Genomic DNA, 23,588 nt, shown 5'->3' with positions numbered 1-23,588 from the left:
TTCTTCCTTTGTCCGTTCACCAGACAATGAATGCGTTCGTTTTCTGGTTTTCCTTGCTTGTCGGTTCCGTGTCATGCCCTACCATCGCGTGGCAGTACACGTTCATCCGGGCAAGGGAGCCATTGAAATGAATTGGCAGGCATTCCGGCGGCAGCATGACAGCTTCAAGCGGTCCACCCTCCTGGGCCTGGGGGCCGCGGTGACACTCGCGCTCTCCGCGGCGGCCGTGTTGACGCCCTTGGACGCGGCGGCCGAGGAAGACAATCCGTGTCCCTTCTCCGGTGTCCTCTGCCTGTTCGACGGTCCTGACTTCACCGGTGAGGTCTGGAACGTCATGGCCTGGCCGCCTGGAGGCGCGGGGACCTGCGTGAACCTTCCCGAGCATGGCTGGGAGGACCGGGCCGTTTCCGCCATCAACAACGGCCCCTATACCGCGTCGCTGTTCCTCAATGAGGACTGCGTTGGCGGTCCCCATCCCATTGGCCCCGGCGAGTGGGTCAGCCCGCTGCCCTTCGCGCCCAGGAGCGTCTGGGTCTACTGAGCACGGGGCTCAATCCCTGACTTTACGGCCGCGCCAGAGCCGCAGCGTGGCGAGGAGGCCCAGCACCGTCAGGCCTCCTCCCGCCTGGGCGCAGCCGTTCTTGGACGGGCCGTGGAGGGGATCCTCGTCCACGGGGTCTCCGACAACGTCGGTGCCCCCGTCGGCGCATCCTCCACCCATGCACGCCGTGGGGCAGCGGAGCTCGAAGTCCACGCTGAGCGGCGGCAGTGTGACGTCCGCGTGCTCCAGCGTTCCCTTGAGCGTGGCCTGATGGCGTCCGGGTGTGAGGCCCATGTTGGGCGGCGGCGGGTTGTACTCCTTGCAGACCGTGTAGAGGGACAGCAGCTGCCGCCGGTACTCGTACTTGTGGCTGTCTGGGTTGTCCTCGCCCGTGGAGGTCAGCCCGTGGTGATTGGCGAACGACCAGGGCTGCCCGTCCACCTCCACCGCCCAGTGCACCCAGGGCAGGAAGGGCACCAGCTCCGGTGATGGGGTGAAGCGCAGCGTGGTGGCCTCGCCCTCCTGCGGGCTTCCGCAGTTCGAGTCTCCGAACACGGGGAACACCCCCTGGCTGGGCGTGTCCACGCTCAGCGTGCCCAGGGTCGTGGGCAGGGGCAGCTCCGGGTCCGCGGTGAAGGTCGCGGACTGCGTCTGTGTGTCCCGGTACTGGCAGAGGCCCTTCGCCTCGATGCGGTACTGCGTGCCCGGCACGAGCGGCGCCTTCGGGACCAGGACGTGCGTCCTCCGGTCGCCATCCGCCAGCGTGAAGGGCACCGGCGTGCCATCCGACTGGAGCAGCTTGAGGGTGGAGACGTCCGTGTTCTCCAGGAGCGGTGGCACCACCACCAGCCCGGGGACGTTCGAGGGAACCGTGCCGCCGTCCTCCGGGAGCGGGAAGCGGACGTCTACGAGGCAGTTGGGCGCGACGCATGCCTCCGCGGAAGGAGGCGCGAGCGCCCCCAGCCCCAGGAGGAACATCCCCACCGCGCCCCATGTCCAAGCGTGTCCGTGCATTTGCTCCATCAGACACGGGAGCGCGGGACGTTGGGACATGCCTCAGGGACGGTTCTTGCGCCGCCAGAGCCGGAGCGTGGCCAGGAGCCCGAACGCCGCGAGCCCTCCGCCCGCCTGGGAGCATCCCTCGTCCTTCGACGCCTCGGGCTCGGGCTTGGGGTTGACGTCGGGGCCTGGCTCGGGTTCGGGCTCCTTCTCGGGGCACGTCAGCTCGAAGGAGACCTCCAGGGCGGGGAGCGGCGTGGGGGACTGTTCGAGCACCGGACGCAGCGTGGCCACATGCCTTCCGGGAGCAAGCCCCTGGTCCGTGGGGGGCGGCTGCTGCTGCGGGAAGTCACAGACCGAGTACACGGTGAGCGGGACATGCGCGTACTGGAGCCGGTCCATGAAGCGGAGGGTGCCCGCCGGTTCCACCGCGCCGTGCGGTGCGGTGGCCCACGGCTGCCCATCCACCTCCAGCGTCCAGTGCACCCACGGCAGGTAGGGCACCAGCTCCGGCGAGGGCGTGAAGCTCAGCGTCACCTCGCTGCCCTGCACCTCCGTCGAACAGGATGCGCCGCCATAGACGGGGAAGGACCCGTGCTGCTCCGGGCCGGCTTGCAGGGTCCCCGACGTCTCGGGAAGCGCGACGGCCGGGCCCGCGGTGAACGTCGCCGTCGCGGTGTTCTCCTCCTCCGACGCTCCCGGGCAGGGGCTGTGGCCCTCCAGCCGGTAGCCGGTCCCCGGCACGAGCGGCGCCACCGGGACGAGGACCCCGCTTCCGCGAGGGCCTGACAGCAGCCGTGCCTCCACGTCGGCGCCGTCCTCCGTGCGCAGGCGCAGGCTGCCGCTTTCGACAGGAGGCCATCCGAGCGACGCCATCACCAGCGCCGGCACGTTCGCGGGCACGACCGCGTCCGCCGGCATCGGGAAATCGTTCCATCGGAGGTAGCAGGGAGCTCCGCTGCACGCCTCCGCGGAGGGAGGCAGCACGAGCCCTCCGCCGAGCAAGAACGTTCCCACTCCCAGGGCCTTCCATGCGCGTGTCGTCATGCCCTTGAGACACGCGAACCCGCCAGGCTGGGACAACGTCACGCCCTCCTGCGGCGCCACAGGCGCAGGGCCGAGAGGGCTCCCAGCACCGAGAGTCCACCTCCGGCCTGCGAGCACCCCTTGGCCTTCACCGGGAGCTCGTCATCCGGGCCCGTGTCAGTGCCGGCGTCGGGGCCGGCTCGATGCCGCCGTCGGAGCCCATGGCGGGACACGTCAGCTCGAAGGAAGTGCTCACCGGGGGCAGCGGGGTCCCCGACTGTTCGAGCACAGGGCGCAGCGTGGCCGTATGCACCCCGGGGGCGAGGCCCGTGGCCGAGGGCGGCATCCCGGGGGACTCGTAGCCACAGAGTGAATAGACGGTCAGCAGGTCCCGCATCGTCCTGAATCCATCCGCGGGGATGGCACCGCCGCTGGAGTCCACCGCGCCATGCGGAGCCGTGGCCCACGGCTGTCCATCCACCTCCAGCGTCCAGTGCACCCACGGCAGGAAGGGCACCAGCTCGGGGGCGGGGGTGAACGCCAGTGTCACCCAGCCTGCGATGTAGCCCGACGCGCACGACGCGCCACCGTCCCAGACCCGGAGCTGTCCGTGCTGCGCGGCTGCCGGCTGGAGCACGCCGGTCGCGGTGGGCAGCGCGGACTCCGGACCCGCGAGGAAGCTCGCCATCGTGACGAAGGGGACTCCCGTGCGGCCTTCGGAGCAGGGGACGCTCCCCTCCAGGCGATAGCGCGTTCCGGGGACGAGCGGGGCGGCTGGGGCGAGCACGCCGCTGTTCCCGGGGCCCCTGAGGACGCGTGCTTCTACGTCCACACCTTCCTCCGTTCGCAAGCGCAGGGTCTGCTCCTCCACCCACTCATAGGCAGGGGGCACCACCACCAGGGCGGGCACGTTCGCCGGGACGTCCCCTCCCGAGGGCATGGGGATGCGGCTGCCCTGCACGGTGCACAGGGGACGTCCGCACGCCTCCGCCGAAGGGGGCTTCATCAGGCCAAAGCCTCCCAGGAACACTCCCATCGTCAGCGCCGTCCATCCAGGTGTCTTCATGGCCCTTGAGACACGCGGGCCCGGCGGGTTGGGACAACGGCGTTTCCGCGACCGTTCAGCACGCGGAGCCGACCGTCCGGCCCGAGGGGCCACGCTGCGGCCCTGCCCGCGGCCAAGACTGCCGGGCATGCGACGCAAACTCGTGCTGCTGGTGCTGGCCGTGGCGGTGTGGCTGCCAGCGCTCCACCTGCTGTTCCGGCCCCGCGACCGGGGAGCGCTGACGGCTGCGCTGGCCTTGCGCCAACGCGCGTTCTCGCTCCAGGAGTCGAGCGCGGAGCGCGACGTGCTCCACCGATCGAACCCGGAGTGGGACCTGATGGTGCGGACCTTCTCCGTGCTGTCGTTCGCGAACCTCGCGCTGTCGGAGCCCGCGCGGAAGGCGGAGCACCTGGCGGTCGTGGACGCGCTCATCGCCCGGACGCTGCGAGACGAACGGCGCGCGCACGAGGCCTTCTTCCTGCCCTACGTGCACGTGGGCCCCTTCAAGGACCCGGCCGGGCGCAGCCTCTTCGTGGATGGTGAGCTGGCGTTGATGCTCGCCGCGCGCCAGAGGGTGGAGAAGCGCGCGGACTACTCGCCGCTCCTGCGCGAGCGCGTGGACCTCATCGCCGGACAGTTGGAGCGCGCGCCGGTGCTCGCGGCGGAGAGCTACCCGGACGAGGGTTGGACCTTCTGCAACACGGTGGCGCTCGCGGCGCTGCGCCTGTCGGACCGGGTGGACGGGCGGGACCACGGCGCGCTCCTGCGCCGGTGGGTGGCCTCCGCGCGGGAGCACCTGTCCGACCGTCGGACCGGTCTGCTCGTGTCCAGCTTCACCTATGACGGCTTGGCGAAGGACGGGCCAGAGGGCTCCACGCTGTGGCTCGCGGCGCACATGCTCCAGGTGGTGGACGCGGACTTCGCGAGCGACCAGTACCAGCGGGCCCGCGCCGCGCTCCTGGGACAGGCGCTGGGCTTCGCGTGGGCGGCGGAGTGGCCAGCGGAGGTGGAGGCGATGCAGGACATCGACTCCGGGCCCACGATTCCGTGGGTGAACGCGAACGCGGGCTCCAGCGGGCTCGCGCTCGTGGGGGCGGCGGCGTTCGACGACGAAGAGGCGCTGGACGGGCTGCTCACGAGCCTCCACTTCGCGGCCTTCCCGGTGCACGACGACACCGGTGTGCGCTTCGCGGCGGGCAATCCGCTCGCGGACGCGGTGCTGCTGTACGCGCTCGTCGAAGGACCCCTCTGGCGTCTCGCGCGGACGCCGCACCTGGAGGCGCACCGATGATGCGACACCCCTTCGTCATGGCCGCGCTGGGCATCGGCGCGCTCTACCTGGCGCTGCACCTGGGCGGAGGCCGTGAGTCCGTGGGCGTGCTGTCCGGGACCGTCGTGGGCGGCCCCTGGAGCATGGGCTTCGGAGTCCTCTACGCGCTGGCCTGGTTCGGCGCGGTGCTGGTCGCGCCGGTGCTGCTGCTGGCGGGGCTCGCGGACGCCGCGCTTCAGAGCAGCTCGAAGGTGAGCGTCACGTCGCAGCGGGAGTAGGAGTCCTTCGCCCGGCCCATCTCCAGCGAGATGCGCAGCCCCTCGTCGTTGGTGGCCATCACCATCCGGCGCTGGGAATAGGTGTCCCACGAGTCCAGCCGGGAGTCCTGCCAGTTCCAGCCCGGGTAGCACGTGCTCATCAGGTAGCTGGAGAGCAGGTGGAAGCGGTCCTGCGCGGGCGAGCACTCCTGGTTCGTCTGGACGCAGTACACGTAATCCCCCAGGACCCGCGTCTGGTAGACGGAGCAGCGCAGGTCCTGGACGTTCTTCGTGGACTCCCAGATGGAGAGCTCCTCCGTGTTGCCCCGCTGGGCCTGCCCCCGCAGCGGCTTGAAGCCCTTGCCCACCGTGCGCATCACCGCCTTCACGTCCTGGCAGAAGGCCTGCTTGTCCGGCAGCACGCTCCCGGAACCCTCACGGGTGGCGTCCCCCATCTTCACGCTGGAACCGGGCAAAGCCTTCCAATGGGACGCACGTGAACCATTTCGTCCCTGGGCATGGGCCCCTGTCGCAGCCATGAGGCAAATGCCACCCAGGACCCACGTACAGATGCTGTTGCGCGATGACATGGATTGTTTCCCTGAAATCAAAGACAGGCCTGAAAGACATCAGGGCTCGGGCTCCCAGGGCCCGTCCCCCTCGGAGCGCGGACGTATAGGCAAGGCGGGTTGGCCGGGTCAATCCCTGCCCTGATGCGGCGTTTCACGGGGAGGGTTTTCCGGATGACAACGGGATGTGATTAGACTGCGCGCCGTCTCATCCCGAGGGGAAATGTCTTCACAAGTCAATGAGGGGGCCGCCGTCGAGGCGAACGGCGGAGGGACCGCGCGCCGCGCCGCGAGGCTGGCCCTGCTGTTCATGGGCGCGTTCGGGATGGCGCGGCTCGGGCAACTGGCTTCGCCGGAGGCGATGCCCCGGTTCCTGGAGGCCTGGGTGCTGGGGCCGTGGCTGTGGAGCGTGCCGCCCCGGCCCTGGGGGCTCGTGGTGTCGCTGGTGCCCTGGATGGCGTGGGCCCTGTTCCTGGCGGTGGCGGTGCACGGCCTCCGGGGGCGCGGCGCGCTTCCCGCGTCCCGGCCCGCGTCGGTGGCTGCGGGGCTGGTGGCGGGCCTGCTGCTGGCGGGGTTGCCCCGGCTGGCGAGCGTCCTGGCCGCGCTGCCACACGCCCGCGCGCGGATGCTGAAGGCCTGCGCGTCCGGCATCGTGCTGCTTCAGGGTGGGGTGGCGTTGCTGCTCACCTCGGAGTTCGTCACGCGCTCGCCCCGGTGGGGCCTGGCCGTGCTCTGCGTGGACGCGGTGCTCCTGGGCCTGCAACTGGGTTTCCTGCGGGCCGTGTGGTGGACGTGGCGCGACGTGGAAACAGCTGGCGTGGAGGCGGCGCCTGTCGTGGCCGCTCCGGCCCCGGAGGCCGCGCGGCAGGAGGCGGGCTACGACTGCCCGGACTGTCCGGCGGCGGCCCCGCTGTGGCGGAGCGAGGGGCGGCTGGGGGCCCACTGCGACACCTGCTCCGGCGACCTGCTGACCGCCCGGGAGCAGGAGCAGGTCCTCACCGAGCGTGGCCTGCGCGCGGATGCGCTGCGCCGGATGCTGGACGAGCCCGGGGGCAGGCCGGCGAGGTGCGCCTCCTGCGGTGGCGCGTGCTCGACGGTGGTGTTCCAGGGCGTCGCGGTGGTGCCGTGCGCCTCCTGCGGGACGCTGTGGATGCGCGAGGGCATCCTCCACCAGTTGAGCCGGGGACAGCATGGCCTGCCCCGGGCCTCCCGGGCCGCGCCGGAGGGCCCCCCGGCGACGCTGCCGTCCTCCTGGGCCGGGGCGGGGGCGCTGGCGCTGCTGGGGCTCGCCGCGGGCGCATTCGTGGCCCAGCGCTGGAAGCTGGACGCCTGTCCCACCGGGACCACCTTGCGGCGCGAGTCCTCGCCCGCGGGGCATGTGCTGTCCCGCTGCCTGACGGCGCTGGAATCGCCGGAGGGGCCCTCGTGGCTGAGGACCGCGCGGGGACAGTTGCTCTTCCGCGAGGCGTACGCGAAGGGGCGGCGTGACGGGCGCTGGTCCCGCTGGGACCGGGAGGGACGGCTGCTCGCGGACGGTGAGTACGCGAACGGGCTGGAAGTGGGCGAGTGGCGCATCCGCGACGCGTCCATGCCGGAGGCGGTGGTGTTCCGCGCCCGCTTCAGCAGGGGGCGGCTGGAGGGTGTGGTGGAGGACCTGGCCCTGGATGGGCGCGTGCTGGAGAGCAGGACGTACGCGGCCGGCAAGCTCCAGGGCCCCTACACCCACTTCTTCGTGAGCGGCATCACGCACGTGGAGGGCTACTACGCGCGCGGCCTGCGCGACGGGGAGTGGAGCACCTACGACATCCGGGGCAACCGGCAGGAGCTGTCCTGGTGGCAGGAGGGGCGGCCTCTGCGGGTGCACGGCGGCGCGCGTCCCCTGGCCCAGAAGGACTCGCGGCCAGAAGAAGAGGAGGAGCGCGAGGCGCGGTGGGAGTCCGCGTCGGACATGGTGAGGGTGAAGCGGGCGCTGGCGGCCCAGGGAGCTTCCGCGCCCGCGGAGGAGGAGGCGCTGTACGGCGGACATCCGCTGGAGTGGTGGGGCCAGCGGCTGCGGCTCGCCTGGCCCCGGCGCGACACGGCGGACGGCGCCGCGCGCTACGCGCTCACCGTGCGGCGGGCGGGGCTCAACGGCCTGCGGGTGGAGGAGTCGGTGGCGGGCCCCAGCGTGAAGGTGGGGACGGACGCGGCGGTCCCCGCGACGGGCACCGGTGCGCAGGTCGTCAGTCAGGAGGCGCCATGAAGGCGTGGGTCTGGGGAGGGCTGCTGCTCTGGGCCTGGAGCGCGGCGTCGGCCGCGCCCTTCGAGGTTCAACGCTCGCGGGAGTCGCCGGAGCACGCGCGCCTGGTGCTCGCGCCACGCCCCGGGACGGAGCGCGCCACGCTGCACGTGGTCTTCACCGTGGGGCGCTTCGACGAGGGCGGCCTGGTGGGGCTCACCCGGGCGTCCCAGCACGTCATGCTGGAGGCCAACCGGCGCGGGCGCTACGAGGACCTGGTGCGCGAATTGTTCGGCGCGAACGCGTCCCTGACGATGTCGACAGGGCTGCGCCAGAGCGGCTTCACGCTGAGCGCGCCCCGGCAGGACTTCGATGCCCTCGCGGAGCGCGTGCTGACGTCGGTGCTCTCGCCCCAGGTGGATGACGCGCGCCTGGAGGCCGCGCTGGAGCGCACCGGGCAGGACCCGTCACTCACCTTCGCGGATGACTTCCTGGAGTCGGTGCTGGCGGTGGTGCTCTCCACGGAGCCGCGCTTCAGGGCCCCCGTGCCGCCGAGCGCGCAGTCGGTGCTGTCCTTCTCCGACCGTGACATCGCGGCCTACCTCTCCGGCCCGTTGAGCCCTCGCAACGCGGTGGTCATCGCCACCGGGGACTTCGACGCGGAGGCGCTGAAGCGCACCGTGGCCCGCTACAAGGGCGGGACACCGTCGGCGGTGACGCGGCTTTCGCCCCAACTGCCGGTGACGCTCAAGCTCCCGGCGGTGAGCGACATCAACGTGCTGGCCTACCCCATCGAGTTGGGGGACGCGCGGCAGGCCGCGGCGGCGCGGGTGGTGGGCGTGCTCCTGGGGCAGCGGCTGGAGCAGCGCTTCCGCCGCCTGGGCGTGGGCTACGCGCAGGACGCGTCCGTGGTGCTGACGCCGTGGATGGATCACCTGGTGCTGACGCTGCCCGCGAGGGACCCGTCCGCGCTGGACCTGGGGCCCTTCATGCTGGAGGAGGTGGGGGCGGTGCGCGAGGGGCGCGTGGGCGCGGAGGAGTTCGCGCAGGCCCGGGCCCAGGTGCTCGCGCGGCTGAGGACGGACGACCGGAGCCCCACGGAGGTCGGGCTCGCGCTCGCGGCGAGCGTGCACTCGCCGACCTGGTACGCGCCGGAGCTGGAGGCCGCGTTGACGTCGCTCACGCCGGAGTCCCTCACGCAGTCCGTGCGGGGCTGGTTGGGAGAGGACCGCCGCATCCACCTGCTGTTCACCCCCAGCGTCGTTCCGCTCCGCTCCACGGCGGGCGTCCGGATGCGGCGGAGATAACCCATGCATCGTCCCTTCTTGTGGAAGCCCGTCCTGCTCGGGTGGGTGCTCCTCGCCGCGTCCCCGGCTGGCGCGGCGTCACGAAAGCAGACGGCGTCCCCGCCCGCCGCCGCGGCGCCGGCCGTCACCTCCGAGAGGTTGGTGGATGGGACGGAGCTGCTGCTGGTGCCCCAGCCCACGTCGGACACCGCGTCGCTACGCGTGGTGGTGCGCTCCGGCGCCTCGCATGATCCGCCGGGCAAGGAGGGCCTGGCGCACCTGGTGGAGCACCTGGTGTTCCACGGCAGCCACGACCTGGCGGGCCCGGAGCTGCGCGCGCGCGTGGAGGCGGCCGGCGGCGTGTTGAATGCCCACACGATGTCGAACGCCACCGTGTACATGCTGGATGCTCCCGCGAGCGCGTTCGGGCCATTGGCCCGGGACGTGTTGCGCATGGTGACCAGCCCCATGCTCCCCGGCGGCAAGCGGCTGGACCGCGAGCTGGGCATCATCCAGACGGAGAGCACGTACCACTTCAAGGACTCGCTGCTGGGCAGCCAGATTGAAGGGGCCCTCTTCTCCAGCGTGTCCGCCGCCTACGCGCTCATTGGTTCGCGCAACTCGCGCGGCCGCATCACGCGCGAGGACGTGCTGAAGTTCTACGCGTCGGAGTACCTCACCTCCAACGTCTCGCTCGTCTTCACGGGCGCCGTGGGCGGGGAGGAGGCGCGCCGCCTGGTGGACGAGGGCTATCGGCTGGCGCCGGCCCTGGCGGAGGAGCGGGTGGCGCCCGCGCTGGAGGAGGCCGTCTTCCCGGTGGAGCAGGAGACGCGGGCGGACACCACCTTCGTGACGCTGGGCTACGCGCTCCCCCGGGAGGCGCGGGCGACGTGCCGGACGGTGGCGGCGCTGCTCGAGCTGCGGCTGCTGCTCGCGGTGCACGTGAAGGAGCCCATCGTCTCCGGCGTGGACGTGCGGTGCCTCACGCTGCGCGGCAACGACCTGCTCCTGGCGTTCGCGTACACGCGCTCCCTGGACGGCTCCCTCCTGCCGTCGCGGATGCAGGAGACCTTCGAGTCGTTGGCGAAGCGTCCGCCCGCCGCCGCCGAGCAGAAGCTGCTGGCCCAGCGGGGACGGCGTGAGGTGGACGGGCTGTCGAACGCGGGCCCGGCGCTGGCGGATGCCCTGGCGGCGGAGGCCGCGGAGCCGCGCCGGGAGGGGGGCACGGACCTGGGCTTCCTCCAGCCCCCGCCTCCGCTCACGTCCGCGGTGCTCAAGGACTTCGTCCGCCGCTACTTCGTGGAGGAGCGCTCCGTGCGCATCGTGAGCACGCCGCTCTGAGCCTGGCGTTCAGCGCGAATACAGCGTGCCGCCCTTCATCACCAGGCGCACCTTGCGCACGGCGCGGATGTCCTGCGTGGGGTCGCCCTCCACGGCGACGAGGTCCGCGAGGAGCCCCGCCTTCACCTGCCCGATGCGGTCCTCCCAGTGCAGCATCCGCGCGTTGCCGGAGGTGGCCGCCTGGAGCGCCTGCGCGGGCGTCACGCCGCTCTCCACCAGCAGCTCCAGCTCGCGCGCGTTCTCCCCGTGCGCGAAGACGCCCGAGTCCCCACCCACGCACAGGGGCACGCCCGCCGCCAGCGCGGCCTTGAGGCCCTCGCGCTTCTTCTTCGCGGACTCCGGCTCCGGGTCCACGCCGCGCTTCCAGCCCCGGTACTGGAGCATGGCGTCGCCCGCCGCCAGCGTGGGGCACAGGAACACGCCCCGCTGGGCCATCAGCCTCCAGACCTCCGGCGTGCCGGCGTCGCCGTGCTCGATGCTCTCCGCTCCGGCCAGCACCGCGCGCTTCATGCCCTCCGGCGTGCTGGCGTGCACGGCCACCGGACGCCCGCCGCTCCTCGCCGTCTCCACGATGAGGCGCATCTCGTCCTGGGAGAAGGTGGGGAGCGCCTCGCCGCGCGGGCCCCAGCGGTAGTCGCCGTAGACCTTGATCCAATCCGCGCCGCGCCCCATCTGCCCGCGCACCGCGCGCGTGAGGCCGTCCACGCCGTCCGCCTCCTCGGCGCCCTGGGGCACCGTCCATTCGGAGGCGAAGCCCTTGGGGCCGTAGCTGCCGGTGGCCACCAGCGCGCGCGTGGTGACGACCATGCGCGGGCCCGGGATGATGCCCTGGTCGATGGCCTGCTTGAGGCCCACGTCCGCGTCCGCCGCGCCCTCCGTGCCCAGGTCGCGCGTGGTGGTGAAGCCCGCCAGCAGCGCCGCCTTCGCGTGGTTCGTGGCCCGCGCCACGCGCAGCGCCAGGGACTCCTTGAGCACCTGGTCGTTCCAGTTCGCCTCGTTGTACGGGTGCAGGAACAGGTGCGAGTGGCCCTCGATGAGGCCGGGCAGCAGCGTCGCGCCGGGCAGGTCGAGGACCTCCGCGCCCTCCGGCGCCTTCACGCCCTGCGCGGGCCCCGCGGCGACGATGCGCTCGCCGGTGACGACCACCACCCAGCCCGTGTGGGGCTTGGGCGTGGTGCCGTCGAAGACGCGCGCCGGGCGCAGCACGTAGGAACGGGCAGGGGCCTGGGCCCGCGCGGACGCGGCGGCGAGGACCCCGGACAGGACGGTGGCGAAGAGCAGGGCGCGCATGTGGGGGCGCAGTCTGCGCTTTCTTCGTGCACGACGTCAGCTTGCGCGGGCTTGTCCGTCAGGGGGGCGGCTTTCGAATGCCGCACCGTTATTCCGCTGGGGGACCTTCATTGCATCGCTTGATCGTGCTTGCCGTGCTGCTGTGCGTCGCCTGTGGCGACAAGACCGACCCGCCCACCCACACCCCGGACGCGGGTCCGGACGGCCCGGCCACCCTCATCGTCCATTCGGACTGGTGGGACTTCGTCACCGGCCTTGGCGACATGCAGGGCATCACCGTGCTGCTAGGAGATGGCAGCCGCTTCCGTCAGCCGCTGGGCCGCGACGGCATCGCGCGGTTCCATGACCCGGCCATCACCGGCCCGCAGGACATCACCGTCGTCATGGTGGGCGACGGCAAGGTGTGGGCCAGCACCACGCTGAACGTGGAGGGCACGGAGGTGTGGGTCCGCTCCGGCTTCGGCTTGCTGTCAGGCGGCTTCCGGGGCAGCCGGCAGGCCACCCTCGCCGGCCGCGTGACGAACCTCTCGGGGAGACCGGCGCAGGTGCGCGTGGTGGGGGAGGGCTTCTCAGGTATCGACAACACGCAGGCGGATGGCACCTTCAGCGTCGATGTCTGGGGGGAGACCGCCGGTCAGGTGGCGCTGTTCGTCGGTGACAACACCGACAACACCGGGCGGTTCTCGGCCGTGGGATTGCTGCGGGACATCGCCGTCGGAGAGGGGCGGACCGTCAGCGACCTGGTCATCCCCCTGGACCACCCGCTGGACCAGCGGCTGCCCGTGGAGGTGACGAACCTCCAGCCCTATGGAGCGCTTTCGGGCGTCACCGCCACCTTCACGCTCGGGTCGGAGTACCTCTTCACCACGAGCACCACCGGCACCTCGCCCATCGAAGTCCCGGCCATGGCCCGGACGCCGCCGTTCGACACCGTGGACGTCCGCCTGTCCGCGACGGCGGGCAGCGATGAGCGGATCTCCTCCGGGCGGATGGTCGTGCACGCGCCGCTGTCCACTGGGGGCGTCACGTCGCTGGCCCTGCCCGCGCCCGTGACGCTCACCGCGCCTTCGGTGGGCACGGAGGCGGCGCCCGGTTCCGGGCCGCGCTCCGGGCTGACGCTGCGCTGGAGCGCGGACCCCTCCGCGCACAGCGTGACGATTCGCATGCTTCCCCAGGAGGGCGTGCCGGAGCTCGACTGGTACGTCACCGCGCCCGCGACCGTGAGCAGCTTCACCCCCTTCATCCTTCCCGCGGAGGTGTCGCCGCTGCGGGAGCCGGGCGCGGGCCGCTACTTCGTGCAGTGGTCCTCCCGCTCCCTGGGGATGGGCCATGGCTACCAGGACCTCTACCAGGCGGTCCCCCCGGCGTTCGAACCGGACTCGTGGAGCTCGAACGCATACGGCTACTCCGTCCTCCAGGACTGAGTGGCGCTACGGTGCCAGCGCGCGGAACACCTTGGTGTCGCCGTCGTAGTTGCCGGGGTTCCAGTACACCTTGTCCGCGCCGTCCCGGCCGTCGATGTCCGCGAAGAAGAAGTCCGTGTTCTCCGAGTTGCTGAAGCCCGTGTTGTCCATCACCGGGCTGCCCGCGAAGTTGGTGCCGGTGCTCGGGTAGACCTGCATCCGGCCCTCGCGGAAGCCCGGCCGCCAGAAGACCTTGTCCGCCTTGCCGTCGCCGTCCACGTCCGCGAAGTAGAAGCGGGACGTGTCCACGCCGCTGGTGCCGGACTCGTGCAGGAAGAACAGCGCGAACGCCCCCGCGCCGGTGGAGCGGTACACGCGCGTGCGGCCCCCCTCCTGGTCCGGGTTCCAGAGGATGCGGTCCGCCTTGCCGTCGCCGTCCACGTCCGCGAAGGACACGCGGGTGCCAGCGCTCGTGTTCGCTCCCGTCGTGCTCGTCACCGCGGCGCCGAAGGACACCGTGCCGTTGCACTTCGACACGAAGGTGTCGAAGGCGCCGGACTTCTGCGTGGGGTTCCATCGCACCAGGTCCGCGCACCCGTCGCCGGTGATGTCCGCGAAGAAGAAGCGCGTGGCGTCGCTGGTGCTCGCCGCCTGGGTGATGGCCACGCGGTCGCCGAAGGTGCCGTCGCACTTCGCGGGGTAGATGCGCACCTCGCCGTCCCCCAGGTTGGGCCGCCAGAGGACCTTGTCCGCGCACCCGTCGCCGGTGACGTCCGAGAAGAAGAAGCGCGTGGTGGCCACACCGCTCGTCGCGCCCGTGTTCTTCACCGCCGTGGCGAAGCCGCCGTCGCACTTCGACTTCGCCACCCACGTCTCGCCCTCGCCCGCCGCGTAGTTCCAGCTGATGCGGTCCGCGCAGCCGTCGCCGTCCACGTCCGCGAAGAACAGCTGCGTGCTGGTGGACGTGCCGTTGGGCGTGGGCGAAAGGGTGGAGCCCGCGGTGAAGAGGGCCGGGCGGATGGTGGCGAGCACCGGGTAGTGGTCCGACGGCGTGAGGCCGCCGCTCTCCGTCCGGTCGATGGCGGGCGCGGACGAGGTGAGCGCGCCCCCGTTGTGGAAGATGTAGTCCAGCCGCTGGTACTTCGTGGACGTGGAGCCGTTCCACGCGTTGTTGAACGTGGCGTCGTCCACGCCCGTCACGCCGTCGAAGCGCGCGGTGCGGAACAGCCGGGCCCCGCCCTCCAGGTCCGCGATGGTCGTCTCCCCCGGCGTGTGCTGGCCCTGCGCGTCGGAGTTGAAGTCCCCCATGGCGATGACCGGCAGGCCCCCGGGCTTCGTGGCCAGGAACGACGCCATCTGCTCCGCTTCCCGGAGCCGCCCCAGTGAACACTCCGCCGCGTAGGCGAAGTGCGTGTTGGCCACGAAGTACACCTGGCCGGACGTCAGGTCGCGCAGGCCCACCCACGCAATCTTCTTCCCCTCCGCGTGGCTGAAGCACGTGGCGCTGGAGGCATACGGGTTCACGAGCGCCTCGTTGCCCTGGCCCACTTCCGGGGCCATCTCGAAGCGGCTCTTCTTGAAGAAGATGAGCTTCGGGCTCCCACCGCCCGGGTTGTAGACGCCGTAGGGCTTGTCCGCGCCCGTGAGCCCCGCGATGAGGTCCGCGGGGATGCTGGGCCCACCCGAGGGCGCCTGCGCCTCCTGCACGCCGACGATGTCCGCGTTGTTCGCGAGGATGCGCTGGAGGACCGCCGCCTTGCGGTTGGGCCACGCGCGCACGCCCGTGTCCAGCGGACCGCGCACGTTGTACGTCATCACCCGGAACGCCTTGTGGCCTGTCGCCGCCAACATCCGCGACTGCCCGGCCAGCGCCTCAGGGGAGGGCCGCGCGTCTCCGTCCGGCCCGCAGGCCAGCAGCGGAGTGAACACCGAGAGCAGCGCGGCGGCGCGCGCGAGACGGGGACGGAAGCATCGCATGGCTGGGATTATACATGGAAAACGAGAAATAACTTAAAATCCTCCCCAGGGCATGCTGTCGCGGTGTGAATGGCTTATGGCACACGAAAGGCCGCGTCCGGCCTGGAAGCCGGACGCGGCCCGGGCATGACTGCGATTGCGGGCTACTGGCGCACGACGCGCTTGAGCCGGAAGGGCGAGGGCGACTCGCTCATCGTGTAATAGGCCGTGCCGGTCGCGTCGTACTCGATGGCCTCGCCCTGTCCCTCCACGGTGTCCGTCAGGGAGACGGGCGCCGCGGCGAACGCGGTCTCGAAGGCGGCGCCGGTGGCGGCGCGGAACTCATACACCTTGCGGTACGTGCGCAGGATGAAGCGGTTGGCGCAGGCGTGGATGGCGCCGGACGTGGCGGCCCCGTAGTTGGTGTCCGTGGTGGTGGGCAACGGGAGGTTGGCCACGAAGACGAGCGTGCTCAGGGTGCCCGGCGCGGGGAGCGGCTGGGGGAACTTGTAGACCTTGCTCGCGCCCGAATAGGACTTGGTGACGACGTAGATGTCGCCCGTGACGGGGTGGACCATGAGGGTCTCCGCGTCCTTGGGGGCGTCCGGGTACTGGAAGGGGAAGGCCTCGGCGGTGAGGTTGCCGCTCGTCTGGTCCGCGCCGATGTTGGGCTCCCGGATGCGGTAGACGGCGAAGGTGGACGGCGGCGTGGGGAAGTTGGCGCTCGAGCGGCCGATGTCGCCCATGTAGATGCACTGGCCCGCGGGGCAGGGGCCGGTGGCGACGTCCTCCCAGTCCGCGGGCGTCACGTTGGACACGGTGAAGGTGCCCTTCGTGCTCGCGTCCGCGGTGCTGATGGCGACAATGGCGGTGGTGTCCTCGTTGTGCGCGTAGAGGATGCCCGACGTGAGGCGGCTGGCGGCCAGGCCCGACGGCTCCACCAGCGCGGTGGCCGTCACGGTGCCCTGGGTGGTGTACGCGGTGGAGAAGGTGTCCCCCACGGAGCAGGGGATGGTCGCGTTGGCCTCGCGCAGCGTCACCACCTGCGCGATGTTCGTCTCCGGGTTGGGGGACGAACCGTTGAACGGCCCCTGCGCGCCCGCGGCGCCCAGGTCCTTGTGGGCCACGTTGTAGATGAGCCCGGTGGACGAGGACACGAGGCAGGTGTCCACGGGCTCGGTGAAGCCCGCGGGCGGGACGATGGGGCTCGCCGGGCACGCGGAGCCGGTCCACAGCTGCGAGCCGAACCACACCGCGACGCCGTTGGAGGTGCTGGTGGAGAGGGCGGGCGTGTTGAAGCTGGCGGTGAGGCCGTTCTTCTGACCCGTCTGCGCGTCGATGGGGTTGGCCGTGTCTGCGCCGGAGAACGCGGAGATGCTGCCGGCCATGTAGCTGGCGATGTCGATGGTGAACGCGTACGAGGACGGCTCGGACGCGGTGGCGACCTTGTAGAAGATCCACGCCTTGATCTGTGACGCGCTCTGGTCCGAGCGCACGAACTCCCAGCCCGCGGGCGGCGTCGCCACCGCGGCCACGTTGTTGCGGTTGATGATGCGCGCCAGCAGCACGTCACCCGCCGCCGTGCCCGTGGGCTTCGCGATGCTCAGCGACGTGCGCGTGCTGCCGCCCGCCGTGGCGCTGCTCCGGTACGCGATGGTGGACACCGCCTGCCGCGCGGTCGCGACCTCCTGCTCGGGGAGCGAGGGAGCGTCCGCTTCCATCGGCCCGCAGCCCGCGAGCGCGAGCAGGGACATGGAGCACAGCATGCGTGAAACATTCCGGTTGAAGAACGTCAAGGTCACTCCTGCCTGGGGGATGAGGCGAGTTGAAGCAGGAGGTTTTCGAAAGGACCCGGAAAGTGTTGCGGATTCCGTGCGTGCCGGCCGTCGTGTTGGCTGTGATTGCAATCTTCCGCGAGCGGCCTTTCCTCGCGTGCTCGGGTGTGGAAGAGGGGAGGGCATGAAGCGTCACGCCCCGGCCACCGAACGCAACCGCGAACCGCTCCTCGCCGTCCTCCGGGAGGTGCTGCCCGCGGAGGGCACGTTGCTGGAGGTGGCGAGCGGCACCGGCCAGCACGCGGCGTTCTTCGCGCAGGCCTTCCCGGGGCTGACCTGGCAGCCGACGGACGGTGACCCGACGTCGCTGGAGAGCATCGACGCGTGGCGCGTGGAGGAGGGGCTGGCCAACGTCCTGCCCGCGCGCGTGCTGGACGCGAGCTCGGACGCATGGCCGGTGGAGCACGCGGACGCCATGCTCTGCGTGAACATGATCCACATCGCGCCGTGGACGGCCTGCCAGGGGTTGATGCGGGGCGCGGCGCGGGTGCTGCGCCCGGGCGGACGGCTGGTGCTGTACGGCCCCTACTTCGTGGAGGGGAAGGAGACCGCGCCGAGCAACCTCGCCTTCGACGAGTCGCTCCGCTCGCGCGACCCGTCCTGGGGCGTGCGCGAGCTGGGCGCCGTCACGGCCGAGGCGGCGCGCCACGGGCTCCAGCGCGAGCGCGTGGTGGAGATGCCGAGCAACAACCTCACGGTGGTGTTCCGCCGGTAGGGCCTCCACCGGGACGGCGTTCGTCACGCCGTCCCGGCGCGTGGGCTACATGCCGGGGCAGTGGCCGCCCTGCATCTGACGCGCGGTCTCGTGGACCTCGTCGACGAGCTGGCGCTTCTGCATGTGGTCCTCCGCGGAGTAGGTGATGGTGATGCCCTGCGGCGTGTCCGTGGCCACGACCTTGGAGAGGACGGAGGGCGCCCCGGCCATGCCCTGGTTGCCACCTCCGCCGGTCCCGCTCTCGTCGCGGCCAGACTGGATCTCCGTGGGGCTGTCGCCCAGGTCCTCTTCCTGCGCCAGGTCCAGGGGCGTCTGCGCGTTGTTGGTGCGCTTGGACTGCTCGTCCAGCAGCCGCCGGGCGCGCGTCTGGAGGTCGGACACCTGAGACGGGTCGGACGTGGTGAACATGAGCGCCACGCCGTCGGACGTGTCCTGCGTCTGGACCTGCGCGCCCGGCACGGACATGGGGCAGCGCTGGTCGCCCGTGGACGACATCGCGGTGGCGGACATCGGCTCCTTGGACTCCTCCTTGTGCATCCCCTTCTTGGAGCAACCGGCGGAGAAACAAAGCGCCGCGGTCGCGGCGAGCATCAGCGGAAGTCGGGACATGGGCATGGTGGGCCTCCTCTGTCGTGGGTTTGTCGTGCGGCAAGGTGGCGAGGTGCCCCAGCCCTCGCAACACGTCCTCCAGGTCGCCCTGCCTGAAGGCCCCACCCCGGGGATGGACGGCTTCATCGCGGAGCGGACACGCGCGAGGCCCGGCTCACCACACGGCTTCGAGCTGGAGCATCACCCCGTGCTTCTCGTAGTTGCCGTTCGTGGCGTCATACGCGTGGCAGAGGTGCTCCGCGCCTTCGCACGCGGCGGGGTCGTCGTCCGTCAGGCGCATGTCGATGTTGGAGCGGTTCACCAGCAGCTCGTAGCGAGCCGTGAGCCGCAGGTGGCTCGACAGCCGGGCGCTCACGGCGGGGATGAGCACGAAGCGTGTGTCGTAGCGGCGGCGGACGTTCCACGTCTCGGTGTCTCCTCCGGCCGTCACGACGCGCAGGGCGTTGTCCTCCAGGTAGCGGCGCCACTCGACGTCCGCGTCCAGGCTGGTGGTGAGCCATGGCAGGGGTTGCCACCGGCTGGACACGCCCACGGCGTGGCCCGTGAAGCCGAATGGAATGACATACGTCCGCGACACCAGGGAGGCATCCTCGCTGGTGAAGGATTGCTCCAGCGTGCCGATGCGGTCCTGCCGGTAGCGGTACCACGCCGTGATGATCGCGGGGCCCAGGCGCCATTCCTGGGACAGCGTCGCGTCCAGGCGTGGACCGGTGAGGTAGGCGAACTCCTCTCCGATTCCGTCCTTGCCGGCGGCGCCCAGGTCCAACCTCGTGGTGGTGTGTTCGGTTTCGTCCCAGGCGAGCCACGCGTTGACGTTCACGGAGGCCTGGAGCCCTCGGAAGTCCGCCAGGCCGGTGAAGAAGATGTCTCCGCCCGCGAGGAGCCCCATGCGCACCCGGCGCGCGGCCTCCCACTCCACGGCCGCTGTCGCGCGGTGAAGTTGGAGCGAGTAGTCCCGCACGGAGGATTCAGAGTAGGCGCGCTGGCTGCCGCCGTAGGCCAGGGCCGCGAAGAGCCGGTCGGACAGGCGGAAGCGCGCGGTGAGGCCCACGCCGGCCTCCGCGAAGGGGCTCGCGGTCACCACGTCCGCGTTCGCGCCGGACACGTCGCGGGCCGCGACACCGACCTGGAGCACGTTGCTGTCGAAGCCCGGCCCCACATTCGCGGAGACCCAGAGGCCCGTGCCGCTGGCGCGCAGTCCGTGGGAGAGCAGGTCCAGGTACTGATGCGCCGTCGCGCGGTCCAGCGGAGTCAACGTCAGCGCGAGCGCCGCAGTGAGGTCCTCGTGGGCCTCCGCGCGTGAGCCCAGGCGCCAGGCCGACGCGCCGGCCATGAGCCGGGCCCTGCCGGAGTCGGGCTGCCGCTCCGCCGCGCGCAGGAAGTGCGCACGGGCCTCGTCGAAGCGGCCGGCGTCGAAGGACGCGAGTCCCTGGCGGTAGGCCTCATCGCCTTCGTTCACCGCGGGGGAGAGCAGGGCGCGCAGTTCCTCCAACTGCAACGCCTCCTCCTTGGAGGCACCCTGTGAGGCGCGCTCCGCCCATTGCGCTGCACGGTCCGGAGCGCCCGCGTCGAACGCGGCGAAGCCCGCGTTGATCCACGCCACGCGGGCGAGCGGGGCATCTTCACGGACGCGGGCGAAGGTCTCCTCCGCCTCCGCGAAGCGGCCCAGGGCATAGAGGCATGCGCCCCGGTTGAAGTTCCAGGCATCGGGCTCCGGAGCATCCGGAGTACGCCCTGCGGCATCCAGGGCCTCCAGCGCTTCCGCGGGGCGGCCCAAGCGGAAGCGGGCCAGGCCCACGAGGTACAGCGCGGTGCCGGAAGGTGGGGCCTGGAGCGCCTGCTGTTCCGCCTCCGCGTATCGGCCCGCCGAGAAGGACTCGCGCGCGTCCTCCAGCGGCTCCCCGGCCGCGAGCGCCACCAGGAGAAGCAGGCCCGTCCACACGCACCGCGACGTAGCGCATTCCCCGCAGGGGCGCGAGGGCAGCGGACCGCGCCGTCCGGTAAGGAGAGGGACCGGTACGCACCGACCCAGCCCATGCTCACGGTGTCGCAAGGCCTGCGGACATGTCCCCCGTCCACCTGGAGTCGAAGCGAGAACCTCAAGGGAGCGAGCCCCCCGGCGGCGCACCGCGCAAACCTGTCGGACAGTCGAACAGGTTTTGGAGGGCCAAGGCGCGCCCCCGTGAGTCGAGGATCCAGTGAGCATGCCGCCCCCTGGCGGCCCACCACGCGAACCTGTCGGACAGTCGGACAGGTTTTGGAGAACCGGCTCACGCGGGCGGGGGACGACGCTCAGGTCCGGTGCGTGGAACCCCAGGCTTTGTCGCCAGCGTGGCTCGTGGGACTTTCGGTCCGCGCCGTCGTTCAGCGCCTGGGTGGTTGCTGGGGCTGCGTGGGCGGCTGCTGATTGGGCGGCGGTGGCGCTCCGTCGGTCCTGGGGGACGGCGAGCGCATGCGGCCCTCATCCCCTGGCGGGCGGGCCCCGTTGTGCCGGCCGTCCTTCCCGGGTCCTCCCGCGGGGCCACGCGCGTCCGGACCTGGCGGCGGACGGGCCGTTTCGCTTCGGGGCGGCGGGGCAGGGCGCTCCGCGTTCCGGCGCCCCAGGATGGTGTCCACCTGCTCCCCCGGCGCGATGACGTCCACCGTGTGCGAGCTGCGCACGTGCGCCTGCTGGGCTCCGGACGGTGGGGGCGGCACGGGGGCTTCGGGCGGCCTCACGGCCTCCGTTGGCGGCGGGGCCGGTGTCTGCTGGGCGAACGCGGCCCCTCCTCCCAGCCATAGGAGGACGGCGAGCGCCGGTGTCGAAAAGCCCGTCTTCATCCGCCCGTGACCTCCAGCACCACATCGTGCTCGATGCGCTGGTCGCCCGCGCGCGCCAGCGCCGTCACCAGATAGCGCCCCGGCCGCTGTCCGCGCACCGCGATGGGAATCACGTTACTGCCCGCGCTCAAGGGCTGCGTCCATTGATAGGAGCGCAGCGGCAATTCCTCCCCGTCCGCCCAGAAGGACAGCCCCTCCGGCAGGCTCACCTGGAAGTCCGCCTGCTCCACGGCCACGTCCGCCGTGAAGTCCAACTTGATGACCGCCACCTTGCTCACCGGCACCTGCGTGCCGGGGCGCTCGAGCTCCGCCATCCCTGGAGCAGTCGTCTCCGGGACGCCCGGCGTGCCTCGCACCGCGCCCAGCACCAGGAAGGTGGCCACGCCCATGGCGACGCCCACCGCCGGCCACAGCACCGGTGCCCGGCGGCGCCAGAAGTCCCGCACCGCATCCCACCCCGACGCCGGTGTGGGCGGACCGGCCTCCACGAGCCGCCGGTGGAGCAGGGCCTGGAAGTCGGGCCCGGGCGCGTCGTCCCGCAGCGCCGCCAGACGCTCGCGCAGCACGCGGTCCTCCCTATCCTCGGGCTCACTCATTTCCTGCTCCTCGCAGCATGCGACGAAATGTCCTGCCCGGATGTTCCCACCGGGGCGTCATCTTCCGGGCCGCCGGGGCCCTGCCCCCCCGCCAGCAGGGCCTTCAGGTGCGCCCGGCCCCGCGACAGGCGCGACTTCACGGTGCCCACGGGCACCCCTTCGATGTCCGCCACCTCTTCATAGCTGTGCCCCTCCACGTCGAAGAGCACCACCGCCGTGCGGAACTCCGGCGGCAGCATCCGGAGCGCCCGCCACAGCCGGTCCCGCTCCTGCGCGCGCATCATTCCTTCATCCGCGGACTCGACGTCCGACGCCGCCTTCGTGTGCTCCTGCTCCAGCGGCTCCTCACGCGAGCGCTCGCGGCCAGCGCGGCTGCGGGTGGCGTCATAGAACGCGTTGCGCACCACCGAATAGAGCCACGTCTGGAACGCGGACTGGAAGCGGAACGAGCGCAGGTTCTTGTAGACCTTCACCAGCGCTTCCTGCGCCAGGTCATCCACATCCGAGTCCGACGCGGCGAAGGCCCGCGCGAAGCGGCGCACCCGCGGCAGGTGCGAGGACACGAGCAACTCAAAGGCACGCACGCTGCCGTCCTGGGCTTCGAGGATGAGTGCGCGCAGCTCGTCGTTCACGGTCGGCGGCACTCTATCCGGCCCCGGTGCACGCTCAAAAAGCCTCGGGAAAATCCCCGCCGGGAACACGGCGGAAATTCATTTCGTCTCATGGGGGCGAACGGACAGCGGCCGGGCACCGGATGACAAGGGAGCACGCACTCATGAGGCACTGGAACAGGGGCAGTCAGTGGCTGGGAGCAGTCGCGCTGGTGGTGGGCACCATGACGGTCGGTTGCGGCGGATCGCAGGGCTCGACCACGGATGCCACGTCGGATGTGTCCCAGGCGGTGGAGGCCGCGTCGGACTCGAGCGACGCGGTGGAGGTGTCCAGCCTGCTGCATGGTCTGGACAAGCTGCGCCCCCAGGCCATTGAAGGCTTTCACTGCGACGCGAGCCCCGACATCACCACCGTGGAGGTGTGCGGCAAGACGCTGCCCGCCACCGTGCACCTGGAGTGGACGGACTGCGCGCCCCCCACGCGCCCCGAAGGCCCCGGCCGTGGCGGTGGCCAGGCTCCGGGCGGTGGTGATCAGCCTCCCCCTCGGGACGGTGAAGGTTCGCAGGTGCGCGGCCAGTCCTTCGACGGTGGAAGCGGCGGGGGAAGGCCTGGCGGCAAGGGCCCCGGCGGCCCCACCAGCGGCACGGTGGACATCGTGAACGCGTACGAAGCGTCGGAAGACTGCACGGGCGCGGTGACGCAAAGCCAGACGGTCACCTTCGAGGTCTCCGGCACCAACTCCGACGGCGAGGTCTCCACCGTGAAGGGCACCACCGCCTCCACGGCGGAGCTGGTGGACGGCGCTCCGCCGAAGCGCAAGAGCACGCAGGCGGACGTGACGCGCACGCGCACGGATGCCGCGGGCACGGTGGTGCAGTCCGTGCGGCTGGAGGGCTCGCTGTCCGTCGCGTTCTCCTCGGACACGCCGCCGGTGCGCACCATCGACGGCGCGTACACGGAGACCTCGCTCGATGGTTCGCAGGGCACCGTGACGCTGGAGGGCATCGTCCGCCCGTCGCGCGACGTGTGCCCCTGGCCCACGAGCGGCACGCTCACGCGCACCACCGCGGACGGCGCCAGCCACGTGCTCACCTTCGGTCCGGAGTGCGGCGACGGCACGCTCGATGGCGCGGCGCTGAGCCTGCCCGACCGCTGCGAGCGCGGCGGCGGCCGCCACTAGTCTCACGAGGCGTCGCGGTC

At 71.5% G+C, this 23,588-nt stretch carries 21 protein-coding genes; 9 read left to right on the top strand and 12 right to left on the bottom strand.

Annotated elements, in window-relative coordinates:
• The first annotated feature begins 127 nt into the window (after positions 1–127).
• Positions 128–541 carry a peptidase inhibitor family I36 protein gene (locus ACX114_RS33590; protein ID WP_459291416.1) on the top strand — a complete coding sequence of 138 codons (414 nt, stop codon included), beginning with the start codon at positions 128–130 and terminating at the stop codon, positions 539–541.
• Between the two features lie 9 nt (positions 542–550).
• Here the strand turns inward: ACX114_RS33590 and ACX114_RS33585 are convergent, their stop codons facing one another.
• The 3 genes from ACX114_RS33585 to ACX114_RS33575 all read right to left on the bottom strand — a co-directional run bounded on the left by ACX114_RS33585 (position 551) and on the right by ACX114_RS33575 (position 3,632).
• Positions 551–1,555, bottom strand: a complete 1,005-nt coding sequence (locus ACX114_RS33585; RefSeq protein ID WP_459291415.1) for a hypothetical protein — start codon at positions 1,553–1,555, stop codon at positions 551–553.
• A 42-nt stretch (positions 1,556–1,597) separates the two neighbouring features.
• Entirely contained in the window at positions 1,598–2,461 is an 864-nt protein-coding gene (locus ACX114_RS33580) for a hypothetical protein (protein WP_459291414.1), read from the bottom strand.
• Positions 2,462–2,714: 253 nt separating this feature from the next.
• Positions 2,715–3,632, bottom strand: a complete 918-nt coding sequence (locus tag ACX114_RS33575; protein WP_459291413.1) for a hypothetical protein — start codon at positions 3,630–3,632, stop codon at positions 2,715–2,717.
• 127 nt (positions 3,633–3,759) lie between these two features.
• Here ACX114_RS33575 and ACX114_RS33570 point away from each other — a divergent pair, with 127 nt between their 5' ends.
• Positions 3,760–4,902, top strand: a complete 1,143-nt coding sequence (locus ACX114_RS33570; protein WP_459291412.1) for a linalool dehydratase/isomerase domain-containing protein — start codon at positions 3,760–3,762, stop codon at positions 4,900–4,902.
• Positions 4,899–5,159 (top strand): hypothetical protein, encoded by a 261-nt coding sequence (locus ACX114_RS33565; RefSeq protein WP_459291411.1) that lies wholly within the window; start codon positions 4,899–4,901, stop codon positions 5,157–5,159. The genes ACX114_RS33570 and ACX114_RS33565 overlap by 4 nt, the downstream gene beginning before the upstream one ends.
• Here the strand turns inward: ACX114_RS33565 and ACX114_RS33560 are convergent.
• Positions 5,117–5,599: a hypothetical protein gene (locus tag ACX114_RS33560; protein ID WP_459291410.1), complete on the bottom strand. Its 483-nt coding sequence runs from the start codon at positions 5,597–5,599 to the stop codon at positions 5,117–5,119. The two genes, ACX114_RS33565 and ACX114_RS33560, sit on opposite strands and share 43 nt — an antisense overlap.
• A gap of 331 nt (positions 5,600–5,930) precedes the next feature.
• Between ACX114_RS33560 and ACX114_RS33555 the strand changes: the two genes are divergently transcribed.
• The 3 genes from ACX114_RS33555 to ACX114_RS33545 are packed head-to-tail and all read left to right on the top strand — an operon-like array spanning position 5,931 to position 10,552.
• Entirely contained in the window at positions 5,931–7,949 is a 2,019-nt protein-coding gene (locus ACX114_RS33555) for a toxin-antitoxin system YwqK family antitoxin (RefSeq protein WP_459291409.1), read from the top strand.
• On the top strand, positions 7,946–9,232 hold the full coding sequence (locus ACX114_RS33550) for an insulinase family protein (protein WP_459291408.1): 1,287 nt from the start codon (positions 7,946–7,948) through the stop codon (positions 9,230–9,232). Before ACX114_RS33555 ends, ACX114_RS33550 begins: the two co-directional genes overlap by 4 nt.
• Before the next feature lie 3 nt (positions 9,233–9,235).
• Entirely contained in the window at positions 9,236–10,552 is a 1,317-nt protein-coding gene (locus tag ACX114_RS33545; RefSeq protein ID WP_459291407.1) for a M16 family metallopeptidase, read from the top strand.
• A gap of 9 nt (positions 10,553–10,561) precedes the next feature.
• On the opposite strand, the gene ACX114_RS33540 is transcribed toward ACX114_RS33545, so the two are convergent.
• Complete coding sequence (locus ACX114_RS33540) at positions 10,562–11,842, bottom strand: metal-dependent hydrolase family protein (protein WP_459291406.1); 1,281 nt, start codon at positions 11,840–11,842, stop codon at positions 10,562–10,564.
• 110 nt (positions 11,843–11,952) lie between these two features.
• On the opposite strand from ACX114_RS33540, the gene ACX114_RS33535 reads away from it, so the two are divergent.
• Entirely contained in the window at positions 11,953–13,266 is a 1,314-nt protein-coding gene (locus tag ACX114_RS33535) for a hypothetical protein (protein WP_459291405.1), read from the top strand.
• Between the two features lie 6 nt (positions 13,267–13,272).
• On the opposite strand, the gene ACX114_RS33530 is transcribed toward ACX114_RS33535, so the two are convergent.
• Positions 13,273–15,222, bottom strand: a complete 1,950-nt coding sequence (locus tag ACX114_RS33530; RefSeq protein WP_459291404.1) for an FG-GAP-like repeat-containing protein — start codon at positions 15,220–15,222, stop codon at positions 13,273–13,275.
• A gap of 143 nt (positions 15,223–15,365) precedes the next feature.
• The gene (locus tag ACX114_RS33525; RefSeq protein WP_459291403.1) at positions 15,366–17,003 is read right to left on the bottom strand and encodes a cell wall anchor protein; all 1,638 of its coding nucleotides are present in this window, start codon (positions 17,001–17,003) and stop codon (positions 15,366–15,368) included.
• 157 nt (positions 17,004–17,160) lie between these two features.
• Between ACX114_RS33525 and ACX114_RS33520 the strand changes: the two genes are divergently transcribed.
• A complete protein-coding gene (locus ACX114_RS33520) occupies positions 17,161–17,751 on the top strand; it encodes a DUF938 domain-containing protein (RefSeq protein ID WP_459291402.1) in 591 nt (196 codons plus the stop codon).
• Positions 17,752–17,796: 45 nt separating this feature from the next.
• On the opposite strand, the gene ACX114_RS33515 is transcribed toward ACX114_RS33520, so the two are convergent.
• From ACX114_RS33515 to ACX114_RS33495, 5 genes are all read right to left on the bottom strand, one after another.
• A complete protein-coding gene (locus ACX114_RS33515; RefSeq protein ID WP_459291401.1) occupies positions 17,797–18,366 on the bottom strand; it encodes a hypothetical protein in 570 nt (189 codons plus the stop codon).
• A 148-nt stretch (positions 18,367–18,514) separates the two neighbouring features.
• Positions 18,515–20,302, bottom strand: coding sequence for a tetratricopeptide repeat protein (locus ACX114_RS33510; protein WP_459291400.1), 1,788 nt, complete (start codon positions 20,300–20,302; stop codon positions 18,515–18,517).
• 422 nt (positions 20,303–20,724) lie between these two features.
• Positions 20,725–21,180 carry a hypothetical protein gene (locus tag ACX114_RS33505; RefSeq protein ID WP_459291399.1) on the bottom strand — a complete coding sequence of 152 codons (456 nt, stop codon included), beginning with the start codon at positions 21,178–21,180 and terminating at the stop codon, positions 20,725–20,727.
• A complete protein-coding gene (locus tag ACX114_RS33500; RefSeq protein WP_459291398.1) occupies positions 21,177–21,776 on the bottom strand; it encodes a hypothetical protein in 600 nt (199 codons plus the stop codon). The genes ACX114_RS33505 and ACX114_RS33500 overlap by 4 nt, the downstream gene beginning before the upstream one ends.
• Complete coding sequence (locus tag ACX114_RS33495) at positions 21,773–22,408, bottom strand: RNA polymerase sigma factor (RefSeq protein ID WP_459291397.1); 636 nt, start codon at positions 22,406–22,408, stop codon at positions 21,773–21,775. Before ACX114_RS33495 ends, ACX114_RS33500 begins: the two co-directional genes overlap by 4 nt.
• Before the next feature lie 143 nt (positions 22,409–22,551).
• Between ACX114_RS33495 and ACX114_RS33490 the strand changes: the two genes are divergently transcribed.
• On the top strand, positions 22,552–23,568 hold the full coding sequence (locus ACX114_RS33490) for a hypothetical protein (RefSeq protein WP_459291396.1): 1,017 nt from the start codon (positions 22,552–22,554) through the stop codon (positions 23,566–23,568).
• The last annotated feature ends 20 nt before the right edge of the window (positions 23,569–23,588 follow it).

The organism is Corallococcus sp. M7 (genome assembly GCF_054512695.1).
Note: the sequence above shows the minus strand (reverse complement) of the source record. Positions and strands in the feature narration are given on the sequence as shown.